Raw genomic sequence first — 19,241 nt, forward strand, 5'->3', positions numbered from 1 at the left:
GGCCACTGCACTCACGTCGATTTCAGAAGGTTCATCCGCACGAAAAGGTTACGGCGCTGTTCGAGTCGCGCTTTGGGTGGTGCGGGGCAGGTCCGGCGCCCGCGAGCCCTCCAACCTGACCCGCAGGCTCTGCAGGCCGCGGATGGTCAGGGTCTCGCGATAGGTCGGCTCCGGATCCAGCACGGCGAAGGCATGCGCGTGGCGCAGCAGCGTCGTCAGGACGATCTCAAGCTCCAGCCGGGCGAGCTGTGCCCCGAGGCAGAAGTGGATGCCGAGCCCGAACGCGAGGTGGCGAGGAGCCGGAGTTGGGCCGGCGAAGCGGGTCACGTCCAGTCGGTCCGGATCGGGGAACACCCGGGGGTCCCGATTGGCGCCGGCGACCAGGATGACGACGGCCTCGCCGCGGCCGAAGTCCCGGCCGGCCAGGTGCCGCTCCTGGAGCGCGACCCGGTTGGTGAAATGGACCGGCGGATCGAAACGGAGCAGCTCGTCCACGGCCGAGGGGATCAGATCGGGCCGCTCGCGCAGCAGGTTGAGCTGGTCGGGGTGACGGCTCAGCGCCAGCACCATGTTGCCGGTCATGTGCACCGTCGTCTCGTAGCCGCCGAAGAGCAGCAGTACGCAGATGTCCTGTAGTTCCGTCTCGGTGAGGCGATCCCCGGCGTCGTCGATCGTGGCCAGCTGGCTGATCAGGTCCGGCCCCGGCCGGGCGCGGCGTTCGGCGACCAGCCCGCGGAAGTATTCGGAGAACGCCGCCGCGGCGATCTCCCGGCCGCGCAGCTCGTCCTCGGCGAGCAGCGGATCCGGGTCCAGGCCCCTGGCCAGCGCCCGGACCCAGGTGTCGAAGCGCGGGTGGTCCTCGATCGGAACGCCGAGCAGCTCACAGATCACGGTGATGGGCACGGTCGCGGCAAGATCGGCGACGAGGTCGAACTCGGCGGCGGCGAGCGCGCTGGCCACCGCGCGTTCGGCGGTCCGTTCGACAAGCGGGCGCAGCCGCTCCATCGCCCGCGGGGTGAACGCCTTGCTGACCAGCCCGCGCAGGCGCGTGTGGTCGGGTGGGTCCATCCGGATGAAGGATCCCGGGATGTTCTCGGCTACGACACCTGGTCGGATGGGGCTGATTCCCGCGGAGTATCCGTGGCCCCACCGAGGGTCGCTCAGGACCGTCATGCAGTCGTCGTGCCCGGTGACCAGGTGAACGTCGAACGGGGTCGCGACGAGCGGGCCCAGCTCGCGGGCAGCGTGGTAGAAGGGGTACGGGTCGTTGCGGTTCTCGAGGCTGAACATGTCGAGGACCGTGTCGAGGACCGTCTGGGCCGGGTCGGGGGCAGGCATCGCCCTTGTCTCCTCGCTTCGGGCTCGCCCGACATCCAGAAGCCCGTCGGCAGCGGTACTGCGCGGCGAACCTCGGCCGATCATCCGGGCGAGGGGAACAGGTTGGACCCTTCCCCACCGCACCCTGCCCGGCATTCCGGCGCCCGGCCTGGCGGATCAGAACCCGCAATCAAACGATTCATTCGCTCGCCGTCATTCGCTCGCCGGCTGGTTGTTCATGATTCTGTTTCTCGCAGGGCGCCGGCGAGGACCGCGACCACCATCGCGCGGAGGGCATCGGTTCGAGGTGGCGTGCCCGTGCGATCGGCGAACAGCAGATGCCCAGCCCCGATCAGCGCGGGAGCGAGCGTGTCGATGTCGGCGTCGGCGTTGACGCGACCCAGGTCGCGTTCGGCGGCGAGGTAGGAAGCGATCATGGCTGCCGCCTCCGTCAGGATTGGGACGCCCACCGGCCAGGTCCGGCGCAGCCGGGCGCGCAGCTCGTCCCGGAAGGTGATGAGCGGGACGATCGCCACGGCCACCGAGGCGAACAGGTCCGCCAGGGCGCCGGTCAGGTTGTCGGCGACGGTTCCGGTGCCGGCGGTCTCGCGCAGGGCGGTGGCCTCGGCGCCGAGCCGGCCGGCGCGGTCGAGCACGAACTCGGCCAGGAAGTCGTCGAAGTCCTCGAAGTGCCGGTGCAGGACGCCCTTGGCGCACCCTGCCTCGGCGGTGACCGCCCGGCTGGTCAACGCGCTCGGCCCCTGCTGGCGCAGGACCCGTTCGGTGGCGTCGAACAACTGGGTGCGCACGTCGCGGATGTGTACCCCTGTCGGCACAGCCGCGTCCTCCTCCTGTGAAGGCCCCGATCGTTCCCTAGTGGGCATGCGCCCACTAGGGTGGGCGCATGCCCACTAGTTCGCGGGACCAACCGCGACCATCGGGGAACGAGCCTCATCAGGCCAGGCGGGTCGCGGAGTCCTTCGGGGCGGACGCCGAGCGCTACGACCGGACTCGCCCGCACTATCCTGACGCACTCGTCGAGCGGATCGTCGCCGCGAGTCCCGGGCGGGACGTGGTCGACGTGGCCGACGTGGTCGACGTCCTGGACATCCTCGATGTCGGCTGCGGTACCGGGATCGAGGCCCGGCAGTTCCAGGCGGCGGGATGCCGGGTGCTGGGAGTCGAGCCGGACCCCCGGATGGCCCGGTTCGCGCGGCGCCGCGGAACCGACGTCGAGGTGGCGACCTTCGAGGACTGGGACCCGGCCGGCCGGGAATTCGACGCGGTCGTCGCCGGCACGGCCTGGCACTGGGTCGACCCGGTCGCCGGGGCGGCCAAGGCGGCCCGGGTGCTGCGGCCCGGTGGCCTGCTCGCGCCTTTCCACCACGTGTTCCAGTACCCGCCGGAGATACTGGACGTCCTCGGTGCTGCCTACCGTCAGGCGGCGCCGGACATGCCGGTCAACCTCGACCCGCTGCGCCAGGCCCTGGACGCCTACCAGGCACTTTTCACCAAGATTGCTGATGGTATCCGTCGTTCGGGCGGGTTCGGTGAACCGGAGCAGTGGCGGTTCGACTGGGAGCGCACCTACACCCGGGACCAGTGGCTGGACCAGCTGCCCACCCACGGCGGGCTCACGCTGCTCCCACCGGATGGGCTGGCGGCGGTCCTGGCGAGCATCGGCACCGCGATCGACGCGATGGGCGGCAGCCTCACGATGTCCTACGCCACGGTCGCGGTCGTCGCATCGCGAACCGGCGCTGTCGGCTCACAGGGCGAGTTCGCGGTCCGCTGATGCCTGGAGGGCGGGGATCAATGTGCTGACCCGTTCAAGCTGGTCGAGCTGCGAGGTCAGGTCCAGGGCACCCAGCCGGGTGACGAGGTGGCGCGCTCCGGCGGCGACATACCGGGCCAGGCCCCCGAGGACCTGGTCGGCCGAGCCGGTGAGCACCGCCTGGATCCGCGCCAGATCGTCCAGCGGCATCCCGTAGGTGGCCCGGGCGTAGTCCTCCATCGCTCGGCGACCGCGTTCGGGGTCGTCGTCGATCCGTACCGAGACGAACAGTGCGGGGGTGATGTCGCCGTCGGCCCGACCGGCGCCGGTCGCCGCCGTGCGGACGTCCCGGAGCCCGGACGCGTAGTCGGCGGGGTCGGGCGGGTAGGGCAGCCAGCCGTCGTACATCCGGCCGGTGCGGCCCAGCGCGGCCGGGGTCGCGCCACCGAGCCAGACCGGTGGGCCGCCGGGCCGGAACGGCCTGGTCGCGGGCGGGAGGTCGGTGAACCTGAGGAGCTCGCCGTGGAAGGAGCCGGCGCCGTTCCACAACGCCCGCCACAACGCGACCGTCTCGTCCAGTCGGGTGAAGCGCCGTTCCCACGGCACCTCGGACAGGTGGTAGAACGGGCGGCCGAACGGGCCGGGGAAGCCGGCGCCCACCGCCACCGTGAGCCGCCCACCGGAGAGCAGGTCGATCGACGCCAGGGACTGCGCGGCCTGCACCGGCCGGCGCAGGAACGGCAGCAGCGCGCCCGTTCCCAGGGCCACGGCCTCGGTCGCGGGGGCGAGCGCGGCCAACATCGTCAGCGCTTCGATGCGTGGGCTGATCAGCGTGTCGTTGACGAAGAGCGAGGTGAAACCGAGGCCTTCGGCCCGGCGCCCGAAGGCGACCAGCTCGCGGGGATCATCGCCTGGGCCCCACTGCGAGGCACCGGTCGGAAGCAGTACGCCGATGTTCATGGCGACGATGCTCGCGGCCGCGGTGTGCGGCAACAATTCCCGGCAGGGAATGCCCAGCGGCGATGCCCAGGCGGGGAAGGCCGTCGGGGAATGCCCGGGAGCCGTCGCCGGTACAACAGATCCGTGGACTTTCCCCGCGCGCTCCGCGACCGCCGTACTCACCGGCGTCTCAGCCAGCTGGATCTGGCGCTGCGGGCGGGAACCACCCAGCGCCATCTCAGCTTCATCGAGTCGGGCAGGTCCGTCCCCGGCCGGAACATGGTTCTGCGCCTGGCCGAATCACTGGAACTGCCGTTGCGGGAGCGTAACGAGCTGCTGCTGGCCGCCGGATACGCGCCCGTCTACCCGGAGAGCTCGTTCGACGACCCGGCGTTGGCCCCGGTGCGCGCGGCGATCGAGCACATCGTTCGTGGGCACCTGCCGTACCCGGCACTGGTCGTCGACCGCAACGGTGACCTGATCGCGGCGAACGACACGTTCGACCTGATCACCGAGGGTGCGGCGCCCGAGCTGGTCGGCCCGGGAAAGAACGTCTACCGGCTCGCGCTGCATCCCGACGGCATCGCGCCGCGGATACGTAACCTCCCCGAATGGGCGCGGCACATCCTGGCGCGACTGGGCCATCTGACGCAGCTGCGCGCCGAACTCGCCGGCTACGTTCCCGAGCTGGCGCCGTCGGACGGGTCTCTCGGTTTCGCGGTTCCGCTCCACCTGGATTCATCACGCGGTGAGCTGCGCCTGATGACGACCGTGACGTCCTTCGCCACCGCCGTCGATGTGACCCTCGCGGAGCTGAAGCTGGAGGCGTTCCTGCCGGTCGACACCGCGACGACAGCTGCCCTCTCCGCCGCCAGCCGGCCTCGGTAGCCGGCCCTCTCGGCGGCTACCGAGGCCGGCTGAGGCTTTCCGGGCCGGGTGTGACACGCACACGTACTCGCTGTTGCCGCGATGTTGCGTAGCGGCGCCGAACGTTGGGGAAAGTTTTGGGCTGGCACGTAAACCTGGCCGCACCGAAGTCGCTCTTAGGAGGTGGAAACAGCCGAAGGGCAGCTGGGGTACCCGGTGGGTGATGTCACCGCCGCCAGCGCCCACCAGAGCAGGAGGCGTCGATGGCGGAACGTCCTGACAGCCCATCCCTCATCCGATCACGGTGGCGTCCTTCGGGGCGGAGGCTGACCCGCGCCCTCGGCAGGCTGACGGCGGTGGCCCTGGTCGGGCTGGTGACCGCCACAGCCGCGGGCCCGGCGACGGCTGCCGGCCCCGGCGGTGCCGGCCCCGGCGGTGCCGGCCCCGGCGGTGGTGGCGGCCGGACGTCGGCTCCGACCGTGGACGGGGTGAAGGTCGGCTGGCTGCCCAGGGGCGTCAGCCTCGTCGATGTGCAGCCGACCACGCGGATCGGCAGGAATGTCATCGTCGCCCGTTTCGAGGGCGCTGACACCCGCGTTTCGCTGACCATCCAGCGGGAGACACCGGACGCCACGCTCGATGAGGTGGCCAGCGCCTACGCTCAGTACTACCCCGCGCAGTATCTGGGACGGATCGCGCTGCGCGGCACCGAGGCCGTCACCCTGCGGACCAGCAGCGGCGGAATCAACGAGCTGACCTGGGTCGAAGGTGACCCGTCCGTGGTGCTGACCGTCGGCGGCTCCGTCGGTGGGATCAGGACCCCCACGGTGGGCCCGCTGCCCGAGGCCGACCTGCTCCGTGTCGCGGGTTCGCTCACCGTCGGCCCGGCCCCGGCGCAGACGGCCTGGCAGAAGGCGTCGGAACCGCGGATCAGGGCTGCCTTCACGACCGCCCTCAACAGCTCCGATGCCCCGCCGCGGGTTCCGCTGGCCGCCGTCGAGAACGGCCAGCGCCTGGTCGGCCTCCTGGAGCAGTTCCGGGCCACCTACCCGGGCCTGACCGCGCAGATCACCGTGAACAAGGTCTACATCTGGGCGCATGACCGCGCCTCGGTCAACTTCACCGTCGCCTACAGCTACGGGGGCTTTTCCGGTTCGATCGGCAGCAGCGGCCAGGCAGTGTTCGACCGCGGCTCCTGGAAGGTCTCGGAGCAGACCTACCGCAACGTTCTCGGACTTGCGTCCGGGCTCGGAGGTGCTGTGGCGTAGCCCGCTGACCAGCGGTTTCCGGAGGTCATGCGGCCATGATGCGCCGCGCCGCCGGAGCCGCTGACTGCCTGACCGCTCGCCGGCGGCGCGACGCGAACCCCGCGCCGCCGGCGACTCACAGTCGGCTCAGCGTGCCCGCGGGGGCGACGGTCCGCATCACGGCGGACCGTCGCCCCGTCGCCGTCCATGCGGCGGAACCGGGCAGCCGGGCCCATCGATGGGGGCACTCGATGGACGGGGCGTCCTACGAGTCGTTCGAGGATTTCGTCACCGCCTCGGCTGACCGTTTGATGAGGACCGCCTTTTTGCTCACCGGCAACCGCCATGCGGCCGAGGATCTGCTGCAGGGTGCCCTGGAACGCACCTATCAGCGATGGGACCGGGACCGGATCGTCACACCGGAGGCCTACGTCCGCCGGGTGATGGTGAACGCGGCCTCGCGCCGTTGGCGGTCACGGCAGTTCTTCCGGGAGGTGCCGCTGGACGCCGCCGCCGAAAAGGCCGACGCGTCCAGCGCGCCGGAGCTCGGATTACGGGACCAGGTGCTGCGTGCGCTGCACGAACTGCCGAAACGGCAACGCGCCGTCGTCGTCCTGCGTTATTACGACGACCTGCCGGAAGCGGCGGTCGCCGAGATCCTCGGCTGCAGCGTGGGCGCGGTCAAATCCCACGCGTCACGGGCGCTGGCCCGGCTGCGGACGAGCCAGCATCTGGGAGATATCCGCGTCCGAAGCGAGAGGGGGCACTGATGCCAGCCGAGCCGGCAGATGACGATCGTCCCGGCTCCGGGCCGCGTTCGCGGGTGCGCTCCGGGCGGCGTGCCGCCCGCCGTTCGGTGTGGCGTTCCAGGTCCGGTTCCGGGGCCGGTTCCAGCAGGAATCCCGCACCTGATCCGGTCTTCGAGCAGACGTTGCGTGAGCTCTTCGACCGGGCCACTCAGTCCGTCACCGCACCGCCCGGTCTGGCCGCCAGAGTGTGCACTCCCGTGCGACCGGGCCGCCCTGGGCGGCGAATGGCGCTTGCGCTTGGAGCCGTGGTGCTGGCGACGAGCGGCGTGATCCTCGGCAGTGTGACCGTCGTCCGGGACCTCATTCCTGACCGGGGTGTCTACTCCATCGCATCAGCGGACGGCAGCACGAGCCCGGGGCCGGGCACCGGGGTGGTCGTACATCCGGATGCGGCGGCGACCAGCGCGACAGCCGCCCCGCCGTTGGTCTCCACGCCGCCGGTGCTCTCCGCCCCGCAGCCCTCCTACGCCCAGCCGGACCAGGCGACGATCGACGAGATCACGACTGCGTTCACCGAGGCCTTCGACGCCTCCGGCGATATCGACGCCGGGTTGGCCTACGTCGAGGGCGGGAAGGGCTACCACGACATGGCCGTTCAGTGGAGGCAGCGCTATCCAGGTGTCGCCGCAAGCCTCAAGGTATCGCCTGAGAACATCAGACTGACCGCCAGCGACCAGGCCACGGTGAGCCTCCTCATCACCCACTCCGACCCCACGCTCGGTGCGAAGTGGGGGTACCAGATCAGGCGGGAGGCGAACGCCGTCCGCGTCGCCGGCCGTTGGCTGGTCAGCGCCAGCACGTACTCGTTCCTCGTCGGAACCTCCTGAGCCGACGGCCGGGGCCGATGGGCTACTTCGCCTGGTCGGGGCCGAGGCGGCGGTCGATATCCATACCGTGGTGGATCAGTTCGTGGGCGGCTCGGTAGGCGGTCTCCCGAACTGTTCGTCGCTCGCCCGCCCTGGTTCCGCCGCGGTCCCAGGCAGGGCCCGTGACCCCGGCCAGTTCGGCGGTCAGTGCCGCGAGCCCGGAGCGGAGCCGGTCGGCGGTCTCGTCGGGTGTCCGGTCGTTGTGGCGGCCCGCGGCGACGAGCGCGTCGTGATCGATGACCTCGAGCTCCGGTTCGTCGGCGGCGAGCAGATGCGCGACACGGCGCGCGAACAGTTCGAGGACGTCGGCGGTATGCCCCGCGTACTCCAGAGCCGTCCAGCCGGGCATGTGACGTGCCCGCAGCCGTTCGACGGGGTTCGCTACGAGGCGCTCGGCGAGTACGGCGACGAGCGCGGTGAGCCGCCCGGCGACCTCGGTGAGTGGCACGGTGGCCGAGTCGAAACCGCACGCTGCGCACGGCGGCAGGGGCGCAGAGGTGGCGACGATACCCATGCCCAAGGCTAGCCGGCCACGCCGCCCGTCATCCCAGATGCGCGGGCTCGGGCGTCCTCGGTCCCGGTGTGAGCCGGCGTTCGCGGTATTCCGACGGGCTCTCCCCGGTCCAGGTGCGGAAGGCGCGGGCGAGCGCGCTGCCGCTGCCGAACCCCACCTCGACGGCGATCTCGCCGACCGACATCGTCGATGTACTGAGCATGGCCATGGCCCGGAACAGCCGCGCCTGCCGCAGATGGTCCCGCCACGTCTGGCCGAGCACCGCCGCGAACCGGCGCCGCAGCGCGCGCTCGGAGATGCCGACGGCCCGGCATACCGAGACCGCGTCGGCGTCGGCGAGGTGGCCCGCCGTGTAGGCGATCACGTCCTGGACGATCACGTCGTCGCAGATCGGCAGGGACAGCGGGGCCGTGTGCGCGAGCTGGTGGCGGACGACCCCGGCCAGCGCATGGAAGAAGACGCTGGCCTCGGCGGCGTCACCCGTCGCCTCGCTCTCCCCGCACGCCTCGCTCTCCCCGCACGCCCTGCTCTCACCGTGAATGGGCCACCGCACCGCGTACCGCATCATCTCCCGCAGCACCGGCGGTACGGCGATGATGGCCGTTCGCGTCTGTGGGAAGGCGAACTCCGCGGGGTCGAAGAAGACCGCGATCGTGGTCACGTCCCGCAGCAACGGCGCATGCTCGACGCCGGCCGGAATCCACGCCGCATGCAGGGGCGGCAGAAGGTAATGCGTCTGCGGGGTGTAAATCTCGGCCAGGCCGTCGACGGCGTACTCGATTTCGTGCAGGTCATGCCGGTGCCAGTAGGAAATCGGTTCGGTCGCGCGATGTTCCACGGTACCGGCGGTGACCGTCACGCTCCGGCGCATCGGTATCAGCGGCGCGTCCGGCACGACCGGATCGTAGTTCGGGGCGTCGCCTGCCCGAAAGCGATCTGGCCGTCGGGGTGGGGAATCGGGCCGTTCGGGTCGTACCCCCGGGTCGAGATCCCCCTACTGTCGTGCACGCCGGCGGGCCGATGGGCCGGCCTGGTGACCGGCCCGCGACCCCGCGGCCCGCGTTCGCGGATCTCTGCCGCCGAGGAGACGACGAGACCATTGGACGAGCATGACTTCCGGTCCGCCGCGATGGCGTTGGCCGCGATGGACCACCTGGGCGTACCCGAGCTGAGGACCCTCTACAAGCTGGAGCGGACCGCGGCCCGGCTCTACGAGCGACTGGCCGACCGGATCGACGGCGGCGAGGCCGCGGAACTGGTCCGGCGAAACGCGAGGGAGGAGCTGGGGCACGCCAATCGGGTGCGTCGCGCTCTCACCCTCAAAACCGGCCGTCCCTTCCAGCCGACGCCGGACCTGGATGAGGGCTACCCGGTCGAGGCACCCGCGATGGTGGATGCGGCACTGCTGGCCGCCGTCGTCGCCGGGGAACGCGCGGGAGACGCGGACTACCAGCGATGGGCGGACGCGGAGCCAGACCCCGAGGTCGCCCGCCTCCTGCGGGCCAGCGGACGTGAGGAGGCCGGCCACGCCGATCGCTTCCTCCAGGCGATCGACCTGCTCGGCGCGGGCCACTGACAACACGGAAAATCTCCCTGTCCGCTCTGTCGTTCCATCGTCCACCCGGCTGTCTCACGACGGTCTCCCGGCCCTTCCAGGAGGAAACCATGGCATTTGATGGTGTCTCGCACCTGAGCCTCACCGTGACGGACCTCGACCGAAGCACCGCCTGGTATCGGGACGTTCTCGACTGGAAGGAACTGCTCCGCGACCGCGGCGAAACAACGACATTCGCCCACGGGGTGCTTCCCGGCGGGCTGAGCATCGTCCTGCGTCAACACGATCAACCGGGCGCGACCGCCTTCGACGAGACCCGGCCCGGCCTGGACCATCTGTCGTTCTCGGTGTCGGAACCGGCGGACCTGGACCGGCTGGTGTCAAGACTTGCCGGCATCGGCGCCGTGTTCACCCCGACCCAGGAACTGCCGTTCGGGCGGCTGCTCGCCTTCCGCGACCCGGACAACATCGCGCTGGAGGCACTCCTGCCCGGGTGAAGGCACCGTGGCCGGTGGGTGAGGGCACCGTGGCCGGTGGGTGAGGGCGCCGTGGCCGGTGGGTGCGGACACCGTGGCCGGTGGGTGAGGGCGCCGTGGCGACTGCTGCGAGGAGCCTCCTGACGGCCATGCTGTCACCGCCGCGGGCGTACGCCAGCCAGGGCCCACCTCGCCGCGGACGGGGCGTGCCGCCGGAAACGCGGTTCGTCACGGCGAATTCGGTGAATGGCATCCCTGGCTACGCGGTGTTCCAGTGTTGACGCTCGAATGGATGCCGTAGATCGAATCGACCGGTTTACCGCGCGGCGGTGCCGCCGCACTTTCGGTCGGGAACTGCCCGGTCGGAACCGGACGGGTATCCCCTCTCCGGGGCTTCGGTGCTCGGCCGTAGGATCCGCGCCGTGCCACATGAAATGGGTAGGCTCACCGCGGTGGTCCGGAAATCCCGTCGAATGACGGGTTTCCGCCGTGCTGGTTGACCGGGCGCGGGTGGAGGCGGCGCTGCCCGGCTACGAGCTGGGTGAGCAGCTGGGTGCGGGCGGCTTCGGGCTGGTGCTGGCCGCTTCGCATCGTCGTATGGCCCGCGACGTCGCCATCAAGGTGCTCGCCGGAGCCGGTCGGGCCGGGAATGAGCTCGCGCCTGGGCTCGGGGAGGACCGGGCTGCGGCGGGCATCGCCAGTGAAGCGGTCATTCTGGCGAACCTGGATCATCCGCACATTGTCCGGGTGTACGACTATCTCGAGTTCGATGACCTTCGCCTGATTGTCATGGAGAGGCTTTCCGGGGGGCCGCTCAGTAGTCATCTGAATGTCCTGGGCGGTCCGCGGGCATGTGCGGTCGGCCTCGCGGTGGCCAGTGCGCTCACCTGCGCGCATGGTCACGGTGTTCTGCACCGTGACATCAAGCCGGAGAACATGCTTTTCGACGCGGCGCGGCTGTTGAAGGTCGCCGACTTCGGGATCGCGAAACTGGTGACCGGCCCGGAGGCGATGGCCAGCGCGGTGGTCGGCACTCCGCTTTTCATGGCTCCCGAGCAGATGGCGGCCGGCCGGTTGAGCGCGGCCACCGACCTTTATTCACTCGGAGTGGTCCTGCATCTGCTGTTGTCGGGTGGCACGGCGGCGGTGAACGGGCCGGCCGTCGTGCCACCGGTGGTGTGGCAGGATCATCTCGCCGCGCGGCGCCTGCTGCCGGATGATGTGCCGGCGCCGGTCGCGGCGGTGGTGCTGCGGGCGCTCGCAGAGGACCCGGCGCAGCGTCCGGCCTCGGCCCGGGAACTGGCGATGGAGCTGGCCGAGGCCGCCGCGAGTTCCTACGGCAGCGGGTGGATCGCCCGCACGGGCCTGGTGCTCTACCTGGACGAGGCGGTCCGCTCGGTTGCCGAGCGGGAGTCGCCTTCGCCGCTTCCACTCCCACCGGCAGCCGGGGCGGTACCCGGTGAGTCGGCGGTGGGCACGCCGGTGGTGGGCACGCCGGACCCGGATGCGTCCACTTCAGGCGCCCCTGACCTGCCTGTCCCCGACCTGCCTACCCCTGACCCGTTGGCTCGCGACCTGTCGGCTCGCGAAACCCCCGCTCCGGGCGGGTCGCAGACTCCTCGCCCCGGTGCGGCGCGACGTAAGCACCGCGCCCCTGCTGTCCCCGGCAAGAGCGGTCGAGGCCTGAACCGGCGGAGCCTCCTGATCGGCGTTCCCGCCGCCGCGGCTGTCGCGGCCGCTGGCGTCGGCGCGGCGGTCGCCGTGAACCGGGCCCGTGACAGCACCCCGGACGAACCTGTTCTACGTCCGCTCGGCGAACCACTGCCTGGTCATACCGGCTGGGTCACCTCCCTGGTGGCCTTCCCGGATGGTCGGATCCTGGCCAGCGGCAGCAGCGATGGCACGTTCCGGCTGTGGGATGTCTCGGATCCGGCGCACCCGCGCGCGATGTGGGCGTCGCCGGACCTCGGCGAGGGAGTGCTGTCGCTGGCGTTGTCCACCAACGGATATCAGCTCGTGAGCGGGCACTGGGACCGGAAGGTCCGGATGTGGGACGTCCGTGACCCTGAGAACCCGACCGAGATCACCATCCGCCTGCCGGCCGGCAGGGACCGGGTGACGTCGGTGAGTTTCGGCGATGACCCGCGCATCCTGGTCTGCGGGGGCCAGTTCGGCGAGGTGCGGATCTGGAATGTGGCCGACCCGACGAACCCGCGCCAACTCGGCCTCTTCGACGCTGTGCAGAACACGGTTGGCACGGTGCCGAGCGTGGCCGACAGCCGGCAGGGCAAGATCACCTGGGCGCGGCCGACGCTCGCCCCGTACGCCACGCTCGTCGCGGCCTACGACGGCGAGGCGATCCAGCTCTGGGACCTGCCGGCCCTCGACGCCCCGTCGCGGATCCCACGGCCCCTACGCGGGCACAGCGGCGAGGTGCACGGATTCGCCTTCTCCCCGGACGGGCTCGTGCTCGCCTCCGGGGGCAAGGACCTCGACATCCGCCTGTGGGATCTGACCAACGCGACCGATCCGAAGACACTCGGCAAGCCGCTGACCGGGCACAGGAGCAGAGTGTGGGCGCTGGCGTTCTCCAGCGACAGAAACCGGCTGGTGAGCGGCAGCTGGGACCGGACCATCCGCCTGTGGGATGTGGAGAATCCGGCGGCCCCGCGGCTGGTGGCGAGGTCCGGCACCGACCACAAGGACCAGCTGCTGGCCGTCGTGTTCGCGCCGGACGGCCGCACCGTCTTCAGCGGATGCAAGGGAGGTGAGATCAGGGTGTGGGACGTCTCCGGCCATTCCGCCGGCACGGCACCGTGATGTTCAGCGCACGACGTCGGCGAGGGCCTCGTCGCCGAGCCCGATGGCGTCGTAGTGCCGGCGGGCTGTTTCCAGCTTGGTGAAGACGTCCTCATGGCCGACCGCGTTGCCGTCGGGATCGACGTACACGTACGACCCCGAGACGTGAAAGAGGGTCACCATCTCGTCGACGTCCTCGGGGACAACCAGGGTGTGCGTCTCTCCGGGTGGCTCGAAAGCGTAGCCGCCCGCCGTCGCGACCCAGTCGTGCTCGAGGTAGTGCCAGCGCCCACGCAGGGTGAACGCGTGGACGGGCCCGGCGTGCCGATGCCGCGACAGAACCCCGCTGCGCCGAACCCGCAGCAGATTGACGTAGTACCCCTGAGTGACGCACAGGAACAGTGGACGGAAGTCCACACCGGCCGCCTGCGGAACCCAGAGTTCCTCATCGCAGTCCAGATCGAGGGCGTCGGCGATGACGACATCCGAAACCATGCCGGGTGGCTGTGGCCCACGATAGGCAACCCGTTCGTCGACCTCGGCCTGACCAGTCGGCGCCATGGCAACCTCGTTCCTCATGGTCGCGCTCAGGTGCCCCCAGCTTCGCGCGCGCGATTTTCACGGTTACGGCGGGAATACTCCGCGGCCCTGGTCCCCGCCGCCGGCAGAGGAGCCCGCAACACTGTTTCCGGTCCGTACCACCGTAGCGCTGCTCGGCCAGGTGTAAACCGGACGTCTGTGCAGCGTAAGGCTTCCTGATTCGCCGGGTCCGCATAGGTATGAAGAGAGATCCATCACCTTTATGGGTATCCGGAGCAAGGGCTGTGATCAGCGGCTTCTGTTTTCGGCCGGTCTGGTGTGATTGTGCGATCCGGTGCCGGGTCCGAGGGATTTCTCGCGCACCCCGCAGGCTCGGGCCTCCCGCTCTGCTGTTACCGCAGCTGCGGTCTGGGCTGCCACGCTGCCGCTCATCTGCTGTTTTGGCCCGGCCATCGCAGTCGGGCGTCCAGCGGGTGGGCGATGGCGCGCACGGCCTGGTGGTCCCCAGGAGCGCTCGCCGGTGGATCGCCGTGCGAAGGATCACATGCGCGCGAGCCGTCGACTGGTGGCGCTCACCGGCTGGCAGCCGGGCAGGTGGCGGGACCGGTGCGCGCGGAAGTGCCGGGAATATGCGATCCTGCGGATCATGACCACCAAACCGGAAGTGAACCCGACGACCGGATCGGTCACCGCGCTGCGGATCTGCCCGTTGTGCGAGGCGACCTGCGGATTGGAACTACAGATTGCCGGCGGTCGGGTCAGGACCGCCCGTGGTGACGTGAACCATCCCCTGAGCCGTGGCTACCTCTGCCCCAAAGGCGCATCGTTTCCCGCGCTGCTGAACGACCCCGACCGACTGCGCCGCCCACTGGTTCGGGACCGGTCGACCGGCGCGCACCGCGAGGTGAGCTGGGCCGAGGCCTTCGCCGCCGTCCACGCCGGGCTGAGCCGGGTTGTCGGCGCCCACGGCTCGGACGCGGTGGCACTCTATTCGGGAAATCCGAACGCCCACACGATGGCCGGCTCCCAGCACCTGCCCGCCTTCGCCCGTGCGCTGCGTACCCGTTCGCTGTTCAGTGCCTCGACGGTTGACCAGATGCCGATGCATGTGGCGTGTGGCCTGGTCTTCGGCCATCCCGGCCTGATCCCGGTGCCCGATCTGGACCGCACCGGCTACCTGCTGGTTCTCGGGGCGAATCCGGCGGTGTCCAACGGCAGCCTGTGCACGGCTCCCGACTTCGCGGGCCGGCTGGCCGCGATCCGGTCGCGGGGCGGGAAGGTCGTCGTGGTCGACCCGCGGCGGACCCGTACCGCGACGCTCGCCGACGAGCACCTGCCGATCCGGCCCGGCTCCGACGCCCGCTGGCTGTTGGCGATCGTCAACGTGCTCGCCGCCGAAGGCCTGATCCGGCTGCGCGCGCTGGCCGGCCACGTGACGGGGGTCGAGCGGGTCGTCGAGCTCGCCGCGCCGTTCACGCCGGAGGCGGTCGAGGCGAGCTGCGGCATCCCGGCTGACACGACCCGGCGGATCGCCCGCGAACTGGCGGCGGCACCGCAGGGGGCCGTCTACGGCCGGATGGGCACCACGACCGTCGAGTTCGGGGCGACGACCAGCTGGCTGACCCTGGTGCTGAACGTGCTCACCGGCAATCTGGACGCACCCGGCGGCATGATGTTCGGCCGCGGCGCGCACGGTCGGGCCGACCGCGTGCCGGCAGGGCCGGCAGGGCCGGCTGGGCTGGCAGGGCCGGCTGGGCCGGCTGGGCCGGCGGGGCAGCCCGGGCGGCCCGGCGGCGGCCGTGGGTGGAGCATCGGGCGCTGGCACACCAGGGTGCGCCAGCTGCCCGAGGTCATGGGGGAGCTGCCGGTCGCCGCGCTGGCGGAGGAGATCGACACTCCGGGCGAGGGACGGCTGCGGGCCCTGTTCACCGTCGCCGGTAACCCGGCTCTGTCCACGCCGGACTCCGGCCGGCTCGCCGTGGCCCTGGCCCAGCTCGACTTCATGGTGAGTGTCGACCCCTACCTGAACGAGACGACCCGGCATGCGGATGTGGTGCTCCCGCCGACCGACTCGGCGCGCGTGGGCCACTACGACTTCAGCCTCGGCGCGCTGGCCGTCCGGACGGTGGCGGCCTACTCGCCACCGGTGCTCCCACCCGATCCGGGCGGGATGGCCGAGCACGACATCCTGGCCAGGCTCGCGCTCATCGTGCTGGCCGCCGGTGACGGCACCGGCGACAGCCGCGACGGCGGCGACGGCGGCGACGGCGGCGACGGCGGCAACGGGGGCGATGGGGGCGATGGGGAGCTGCCGGCGGGGGTGCCGAGTGCCGACGCGGTGGCGGCCTTCCACGAGACCCTGATCGGCGACGCGTTGCGGCGTGCTGTCGGCGAACCGGGCTCGCCGGTGCTGGGGCGTGACGTCACCGAGCTACGCGCCCAGCTCGACGGTGACAGCGTTCCGGAGCTGCTGCTGGACGTCGCACTACGCACAGGGCACTTCGGTGACGGATTCGGCGCCCGGCCGGACGGGCTTCGTCTCACCACCCTGCTCGCGAACCCGCACGGGGTCGATCTCGGCCCGCTCACCCCGCGGCTGCCCGCCCCGCTGCGGACGGTCAGCGGGACGGTCGAGCTGTGCCCGGAGCCGATCGTGGCCGAGCTGGGCCGGCTGCGCGCCACCCTGGACGCACCCCCCCAGGCGGCATCGCCTCCGGACTCAGGCCGCAGGCCTGCTTCGGACACACCCGAGCTGACCCTGATCGGACGTCGTCACCTGCGGACGAACAACAGCTGGATGCACAACGTCCCGGCGATGGCGAAGGGGCGTAACCGCTGCACGCTGCTGGTTCACCCCCTCGACGCGGCTCGCCACGGGGTGCGCGACGGTGGCTCCGCAAGGGTCACCTCCGCCGTCGGCTCGCTGGACGTCGCGGTGCAGGTCAGCGACGAGGTGATGGCCGGAGTCGTGTGCCTGCCCCACGGGTGGGGCCACGGGCTGGCCGGGACCAGGATGTCGGTCGCCGCGCAGCATGCCGGCGTGAACACCAACATCCTCACCGACGGCTCCCGGTTGGATCCGCTGTCGGGCACCGCCGTGCTCAACGGCATTCCGGTGCGGGTCACCCCACTTGGCTGAGCGGCACTCGGTGCGGCGTAGAGGAGCCCGGCTCCTGCCTCGGCCCGGCGGCTCGAGCCGGGGCAGGGGCCGTGATGCATCCGACGGCGGGACCATCCTGATCCTCACGCTCGGTTACCTCATGCTGGCGGCGATGCTCGCCGTGGTCGTCACCGACGTCTCGGTGGTCTACCTGGCCCGCCGGTCGGTCGCGTCCGCGGCGGACGGCGCCGCGCTCGCCGCCGTCCAGCGCATCGACGAGAACGCGATCTACAGCGCGACGGAGGACTTCGAGGCGCTGCCGCTGCGTGACATCGAGGACACCGTCGCCGACTACGAGACCCGGGCGGACCCCTCCGGCCGGACGGCCCTGAGCGCGGAGCTCGTCGACGCGGCTACCGTGCGGGTCGAGGGGGCCCGGGAGGTCCGGCTGCCCGTGGTCGGCGTGCTCGGGGTCGGGCCGATCACCGTGCGCGCGGGAGCGCAGGCCCAGGCGAGGGTCCGGGCACCCGTCGGGCCCTGACCCCGCTCAGGCGGCCGGCCCCCGTCGGGCCGCCTGACGGCCCCCGTCGGGCCGCCTGAGCATCGGAGATCTCCGCCGGGCGGTTCAGATCTCGTCGGTGGTACCGGAGCCGGCCGGTGCCTCCGCGCGCGGGGCGGGAACGATCCCGCCGCGCCCAGGGGCGGCGACCATCGCGCCGAAGTCGGCGCCGCCGCCGGCGCCGGGCAGCGGCGCCGGCTCAGGCTCGGAGATCCAGGCCGAGGTGATCGCGACCAGCTCGTCGAAACCGTGCCCGGTACGTATCTCCGCGAGGTCGGAGACATCTCGCACGAGCCGGGCCACCCATTCGGCGGGGCGGCGGGCGGCCAGCGTCACCGCCTCGGAGGCGTGTTCGATCGCCTCGTCGCGGTCGGGGCAGGCACGGGCGACAGCCGCCCGCGACTGCGCCATCCGGACCGAGACGATCATGCCGGTCTGGCCGCTGCGCGCGATGAGTGACGCCGCGCGGTCGAGGTACGGCGTCGCCTCGTCGGCGGCGCCGACCGTGGTGAGCGCCTCCGCGCAGGCGAGGGCGAGATCGGCCGGCGAGTAGGTGTCGAGGCTGAAACCGGGCCGGCCGTGGGCCTCCTCGCCGAGCTCCGCCATGGTCGCCCAGGCGCGGGCGACCGCGTCGCGGACACCGGCGGCGTCCCCGGCGGCGGCACAGGCGCTGGTCGCCACCTTGCCGGCGATGAGTGCCCGGGTCGGGCTGCGGCCGGCGATCCGGGCCGCGGAGCCGGCGATCTGAAGTGCCACCGCCGGGCTGTGCGGGCGTACCACCCGCGCGCGCAGTGCCAGCGCCCGAGCGGCCAGTGGGCCGTCACCGGCCGCCCGGGCCAGCGACGCGGCCCGGTCGGCGCGGCTCGCCGCCCGCGCGTGCTGCCCGCGGTCGTAGGCGGCGGCCGCCGCGGCGGTCGTCACCGCGGCGTGCAGCCACATCCAGTCGATGGCCGGACGTCCACGCAGGCGGTACTGCTGCGGAATCGTCCGGGTGGTCTCCTCCAGCGGCTCGAGCGTGGAGGCCGTGACAGCGAGGTCGACGGTCTCGTAGTTGGCCACCGCCGCGCGCAGCGCCGCCAGGCAGGTGTCGTGCAGGCTGGCGGCGGTCTCGTGCCCCGCCGTTCCGGGGGACTCGGCTTTCATCGGGACCACGCCCGGGCGGCCTGCCCCGGGGAGGCCAGCAGGTCGGATGCCGGACGGCGCCGTCGGGCGGAATGACGTGCCTGACATTCGCAAACAGGTCGTCCGGGCCCGGCCGGGTATCCGGCGGGCATCGGATGCCGGCTGTTGCGAGTACGCATATCCGCTGACCTCACGTCTGATGCTTTGCCGCTGCCATCAGCTGACGTCGCCGGCCAGGACCGGCGCCGCGGGTGCTGGCCGCGGGCCGGAAGGGACGACATCAGACACCGGTGGTGGGCCCGCCGGTCGATGCCTGCTCCAAAGCGTGCTTAGTCCGAATACAGAAGAACGTGTGGACGGCAGCACCTTCGATGCCGGGCCTGATCAGGCAGCAGCATTGCCGCCAGAGCTACGTCATTGCCACCGGGGCCGCATCGCCCGCTTCTCGTACGGCAACCCGATCAACCCGCACGGTGCCCGCGTCAGCGCGGATGCCTTTGCGAGGTGTGGGCCGCCCACCGGCATCGCGGCGCGGTGGCCTCGATCCCGGCTTCGCGGACCCCGTCGTCCGCTGGCACGCGAGCCACCATGCGGCACGCCGCCCCGCACCGGCTCGGAAGGCCGCCCGGAAGCATTCGGGCCACCCGCCGAGCGAATGGAGGACGCCGCGCCTCACCGCGCCGCGATGGAAACGACGATATCGCTTCCGTCCGCCTCGGGAGCGGCTCGGGTGCGGGGCGTGATGTGGAACGCACCT

At 71.4% G+C, this 19,241-nt stretch carries 17 protein-coding genes; 10 read left to right on the forward strand and 7 right to left on the reverse strand.

Annotated features, from left to right (window positions below):
- Window positions 1–48: 48 nt before the first annotated feature.
- Both ACG83_RS35620 and ACG83_RS35625 read right to left on the reverse strand, forming a co-directional pair.
- Window positions 49–1,338 carry a cytochrome P450 gene (locus ACG83_RS35620; RefSeq protein ID WP_083473845.1) on the reverse strand — a complete coding sequence of 430 codons (1,290 nt, stop codon included), beginning with the start codon at window positions 1,336–1,338 and terminating at the stop codon, window positions 49–51.
- A gap of 215 nt (window positions 1,339–1,553) precedes the next feature.
- Window positions 1,554–2,153, reverse strand: coding sequence for a TetR/AcrR family transcriptional regulator (locus ACG83_RS35625; RefSeq protein ID WP_054570625.1), 600 nt, complete (start codon window positions 2,151–2,153; stop codon window positions 1,554–1,556).
- Window positions 2,154–2,221: 68 nt separating this feature from the next.
- On the opposite strand from ACG83_RS35625, the gene ACG83_RS35630 reads away from it, so the two are divergent.
- Window positions 2,222–3,112: a bifunctional 2-polyprenyl-6-hydroxyphenol methylase/3-demethylubiquinol 3-O-methyltransferase UbiG gene (locus ACG83_RS35630; protein ID WP_083473846.1), complete on the forward strand. Its 891-nt coding sequence runs from the start codon at window positions 2,222–2,224 to the stop codon at window positions 3,110–3,112.
- Here the strand turns inward: ACG83_RS35630 and ACG83_RS35635 are convergent.
- Window positions 3,086–4,051, reverse strand: a complete 966-nt coding sequence (locus ACG83_RS35635) for an LLM class flavin-dependent oxidoreductase (protein ID WP_054570690.1) — start codon at window positions 4,049–4,051, stop codon at window positions 3,086–3,088. The genes ACG83_RS35630 and ACG83_RS35635 overlap by 27 nt on opposite strands.
- Window positions 4,052–4,174: 123 nt before the next feature.
- Here ACG83_RS35635 and ACG83_RS35640 point away from each other — a divergent pair, with 123 nt between their 5' ends.
- From ACG83_RS35640 to ACG83_RS35655, 4 genes are all read left to right on the forward strand, one after another.
- On the forward strand, window positions 4,175–4,918 hold the full coding sequence (locus ACG83_RS35640; protein WP_054570626.1) for a helix-turn-helix domain-containing protein: 744 nt from the start codon (window positions 4,175–4,177) through the stop codon (window positions 4,916–4,918).
- Window positions 4,919–5,160: 242 nt separating this feature from the next.
- Entirely contained in the window at window positions 5,161–6,165 is a 1,005-nt protein-coding gene (locus tag ACG83_RS35645; RefSeq protein WP_235498388.1) for a hypothetical protein, read from the forward strand.
- 230 nt (window positions 6,166–6,395) lie between these two features.
- Complete coding sequence (locus tag ACG83_RS35650; RefSeq protein ID WP_054570692.1) at window positions 6,396–6,914, forward strand: SigE family RNA polymerase sigma factor; 519 nt, start codon at window positions 6,396–6,398, stop codon at window positions 6,912–6,914.
- Window positions 6,914–7,780 (forward strand): hypothetical protein, encoded by an 867-nt coding sequence (locus ACG83_RS35655; protein WP_054570627.1) that lies wholly within the window; start codon window positions 6,914–6,916, stop codon window positions 7,778–7,780. Before ACG83_RS35650 ends, ACG83_RS35655 begins: the two co-directional genes overlap by 1 nt.
- A 22-nt stretch (window positions 7,781–7,802) precedes the next feature.
- On the opposite strand, the gene ACG83_RS35660 is transcribed toward ACG83_RS35655, so the two are convergent.
- Together ACG83_RS35660 and ACG83_RS35665 are read right to left on the reverse strand one after the other, a co-directional pair.
- A complete protein-coding gene (locus tag ACG83_RS35660; protein WP_158230851.1) occupies window positions 7,803–8,267 on the reverse strand; it encodes a DinB family protein in 465 nt (154 codons plus the stop codon).
- 94 nt (window positions 8,268–8,361) lie between these two features.
- A complete protein-coding gene (locus ACG83_RS35665) occupies window positions 8,362–9,228 on the reverse strand; it encodes a helix-turn-helix transcriptional regulator (protein ID WP_083473847.1) in 867 nt (288 codons plus the stop codon).
- Between the two features lie 204 nt (window positions 9,229–9,432).
- Here ACG83_RS35665 and ACG83_RS35670 point away from each other — a divergent pair, with 204 nt between their 5' ends.
- The 3 genes from ACG83_RS35670 (at window position 9,433) to ACG83_RS35680 (ending at window position 13,184) form a co-directional block, all read left to right on the forward strand.
- Entirely contained in the window at window positions 9,433–9,909 is a 477-nt protein-coding gene (locus tag ACG83_RS35670; protein ID WP_054570629.1) for a ferritin family protein, read from the forward strand.
- An 89-nt stretch (window positions 9,910–9,998) separates the two neighbouring features.
- Entirely contained in the window at window positions 9,999–10,385 is a 387-nt protein-coding gene (locus tag ACG83_RS35675) for a VOC family protein (RefSeq protein ID WP_054570630.1), read from the forward strand.
- Between the two features lie 468 nt (window positions 10,386–10,853).
- A complete protein-coding gene (locus ACG83_RS35680; protein ID WP_054570631.1) occupies window positions 10,854–13,184 on the forward strand; it encodes a WD40 repeat domain-containing serine/threonine protein kinase in 2,331 nt (776 codons plus the stop codon).
- Window positions 13,185–13,187: 3 nt separating this feature from the next.
- On the opposite strand, the gene ACG83_RS35685 is transcribed toward ACG83_RS35680, so the two are convergent.
- Window positions 13,188–13,724, reverse strand: a complete 537-nt coding sequence (locus tag ACG83_RS35685) for a 2,4'-dihydroxyacetophenone dioxygenase family protein (RefSeq protein ID WP_054570632.1) — start codon at window positions 13,722–13,724, stop codon at window positions 13,188–13,190.
- A 625-nt stretch (window positions 13,725–14,349) separates the two neighbouring features.
- Here ACG83_RS35685 and ACG83_RS35690 point away from each other — a divergent pair.
- Both ACG83_RS35690 and ACG83_RS35695 read left to right on the forward strand, forming a co-directional pair.
- The gene (locus ACG83_RS35690; RefSeq protein ID WP_054570694.1) at window positions 14,350–16,842 is read left to right on the forward strand and encodes a molybdopterin-dependent oxidoreductase; all 2,493 of its coding nucleotides are present in this window, start codon (window positions 14,350–14,352) and stop codon (window positions 16,840–16,842) included.
- Between the two features lie 10 nt (window positions 16,843–16,852).
- On the forward strand, window positions 16,853–17,344 hold the full coding sequence (locus ACG83_RS35695) for a pilus assembly protein TadG-related protein (RefSeq protein ID WP_116437567.1): 492 nt from the start codon (window positions 16,853–16,855) through the stop codon (window positions 17,342–17,344).
- An 84-nt stretch (window positions 17,345–17,428) separates the two neighbouring features.
- On the opposite strand, the gene ACG83_RS35700 is transcribed toward ACG83_RS35695, so the two are convergent.
- Window positions 17,429–18,505 (reverse strand): hypothetical protein, encoded by a 1,077-nt coding sequence (locus ACG83_RS35700; RefSeq protein WP_054570633.1) that lies wholly within the window; start codon window positions 18,503–18,505, stop codon window positions 17,429–17,431.
- Between the last annotated feature and the right edge of the window lie 736 nt (window positions 18,506–19,241).

The sequence above is a fragment of the Frankia sp. R43 genome, assembly GCF_001306465.1.
Taxonomy (GTDB): Bacteria; Actinomycetota; Actinomycetes; order Frankiales; family Frankiaceae; genus Parafrankia; species Parafrankia irregularis.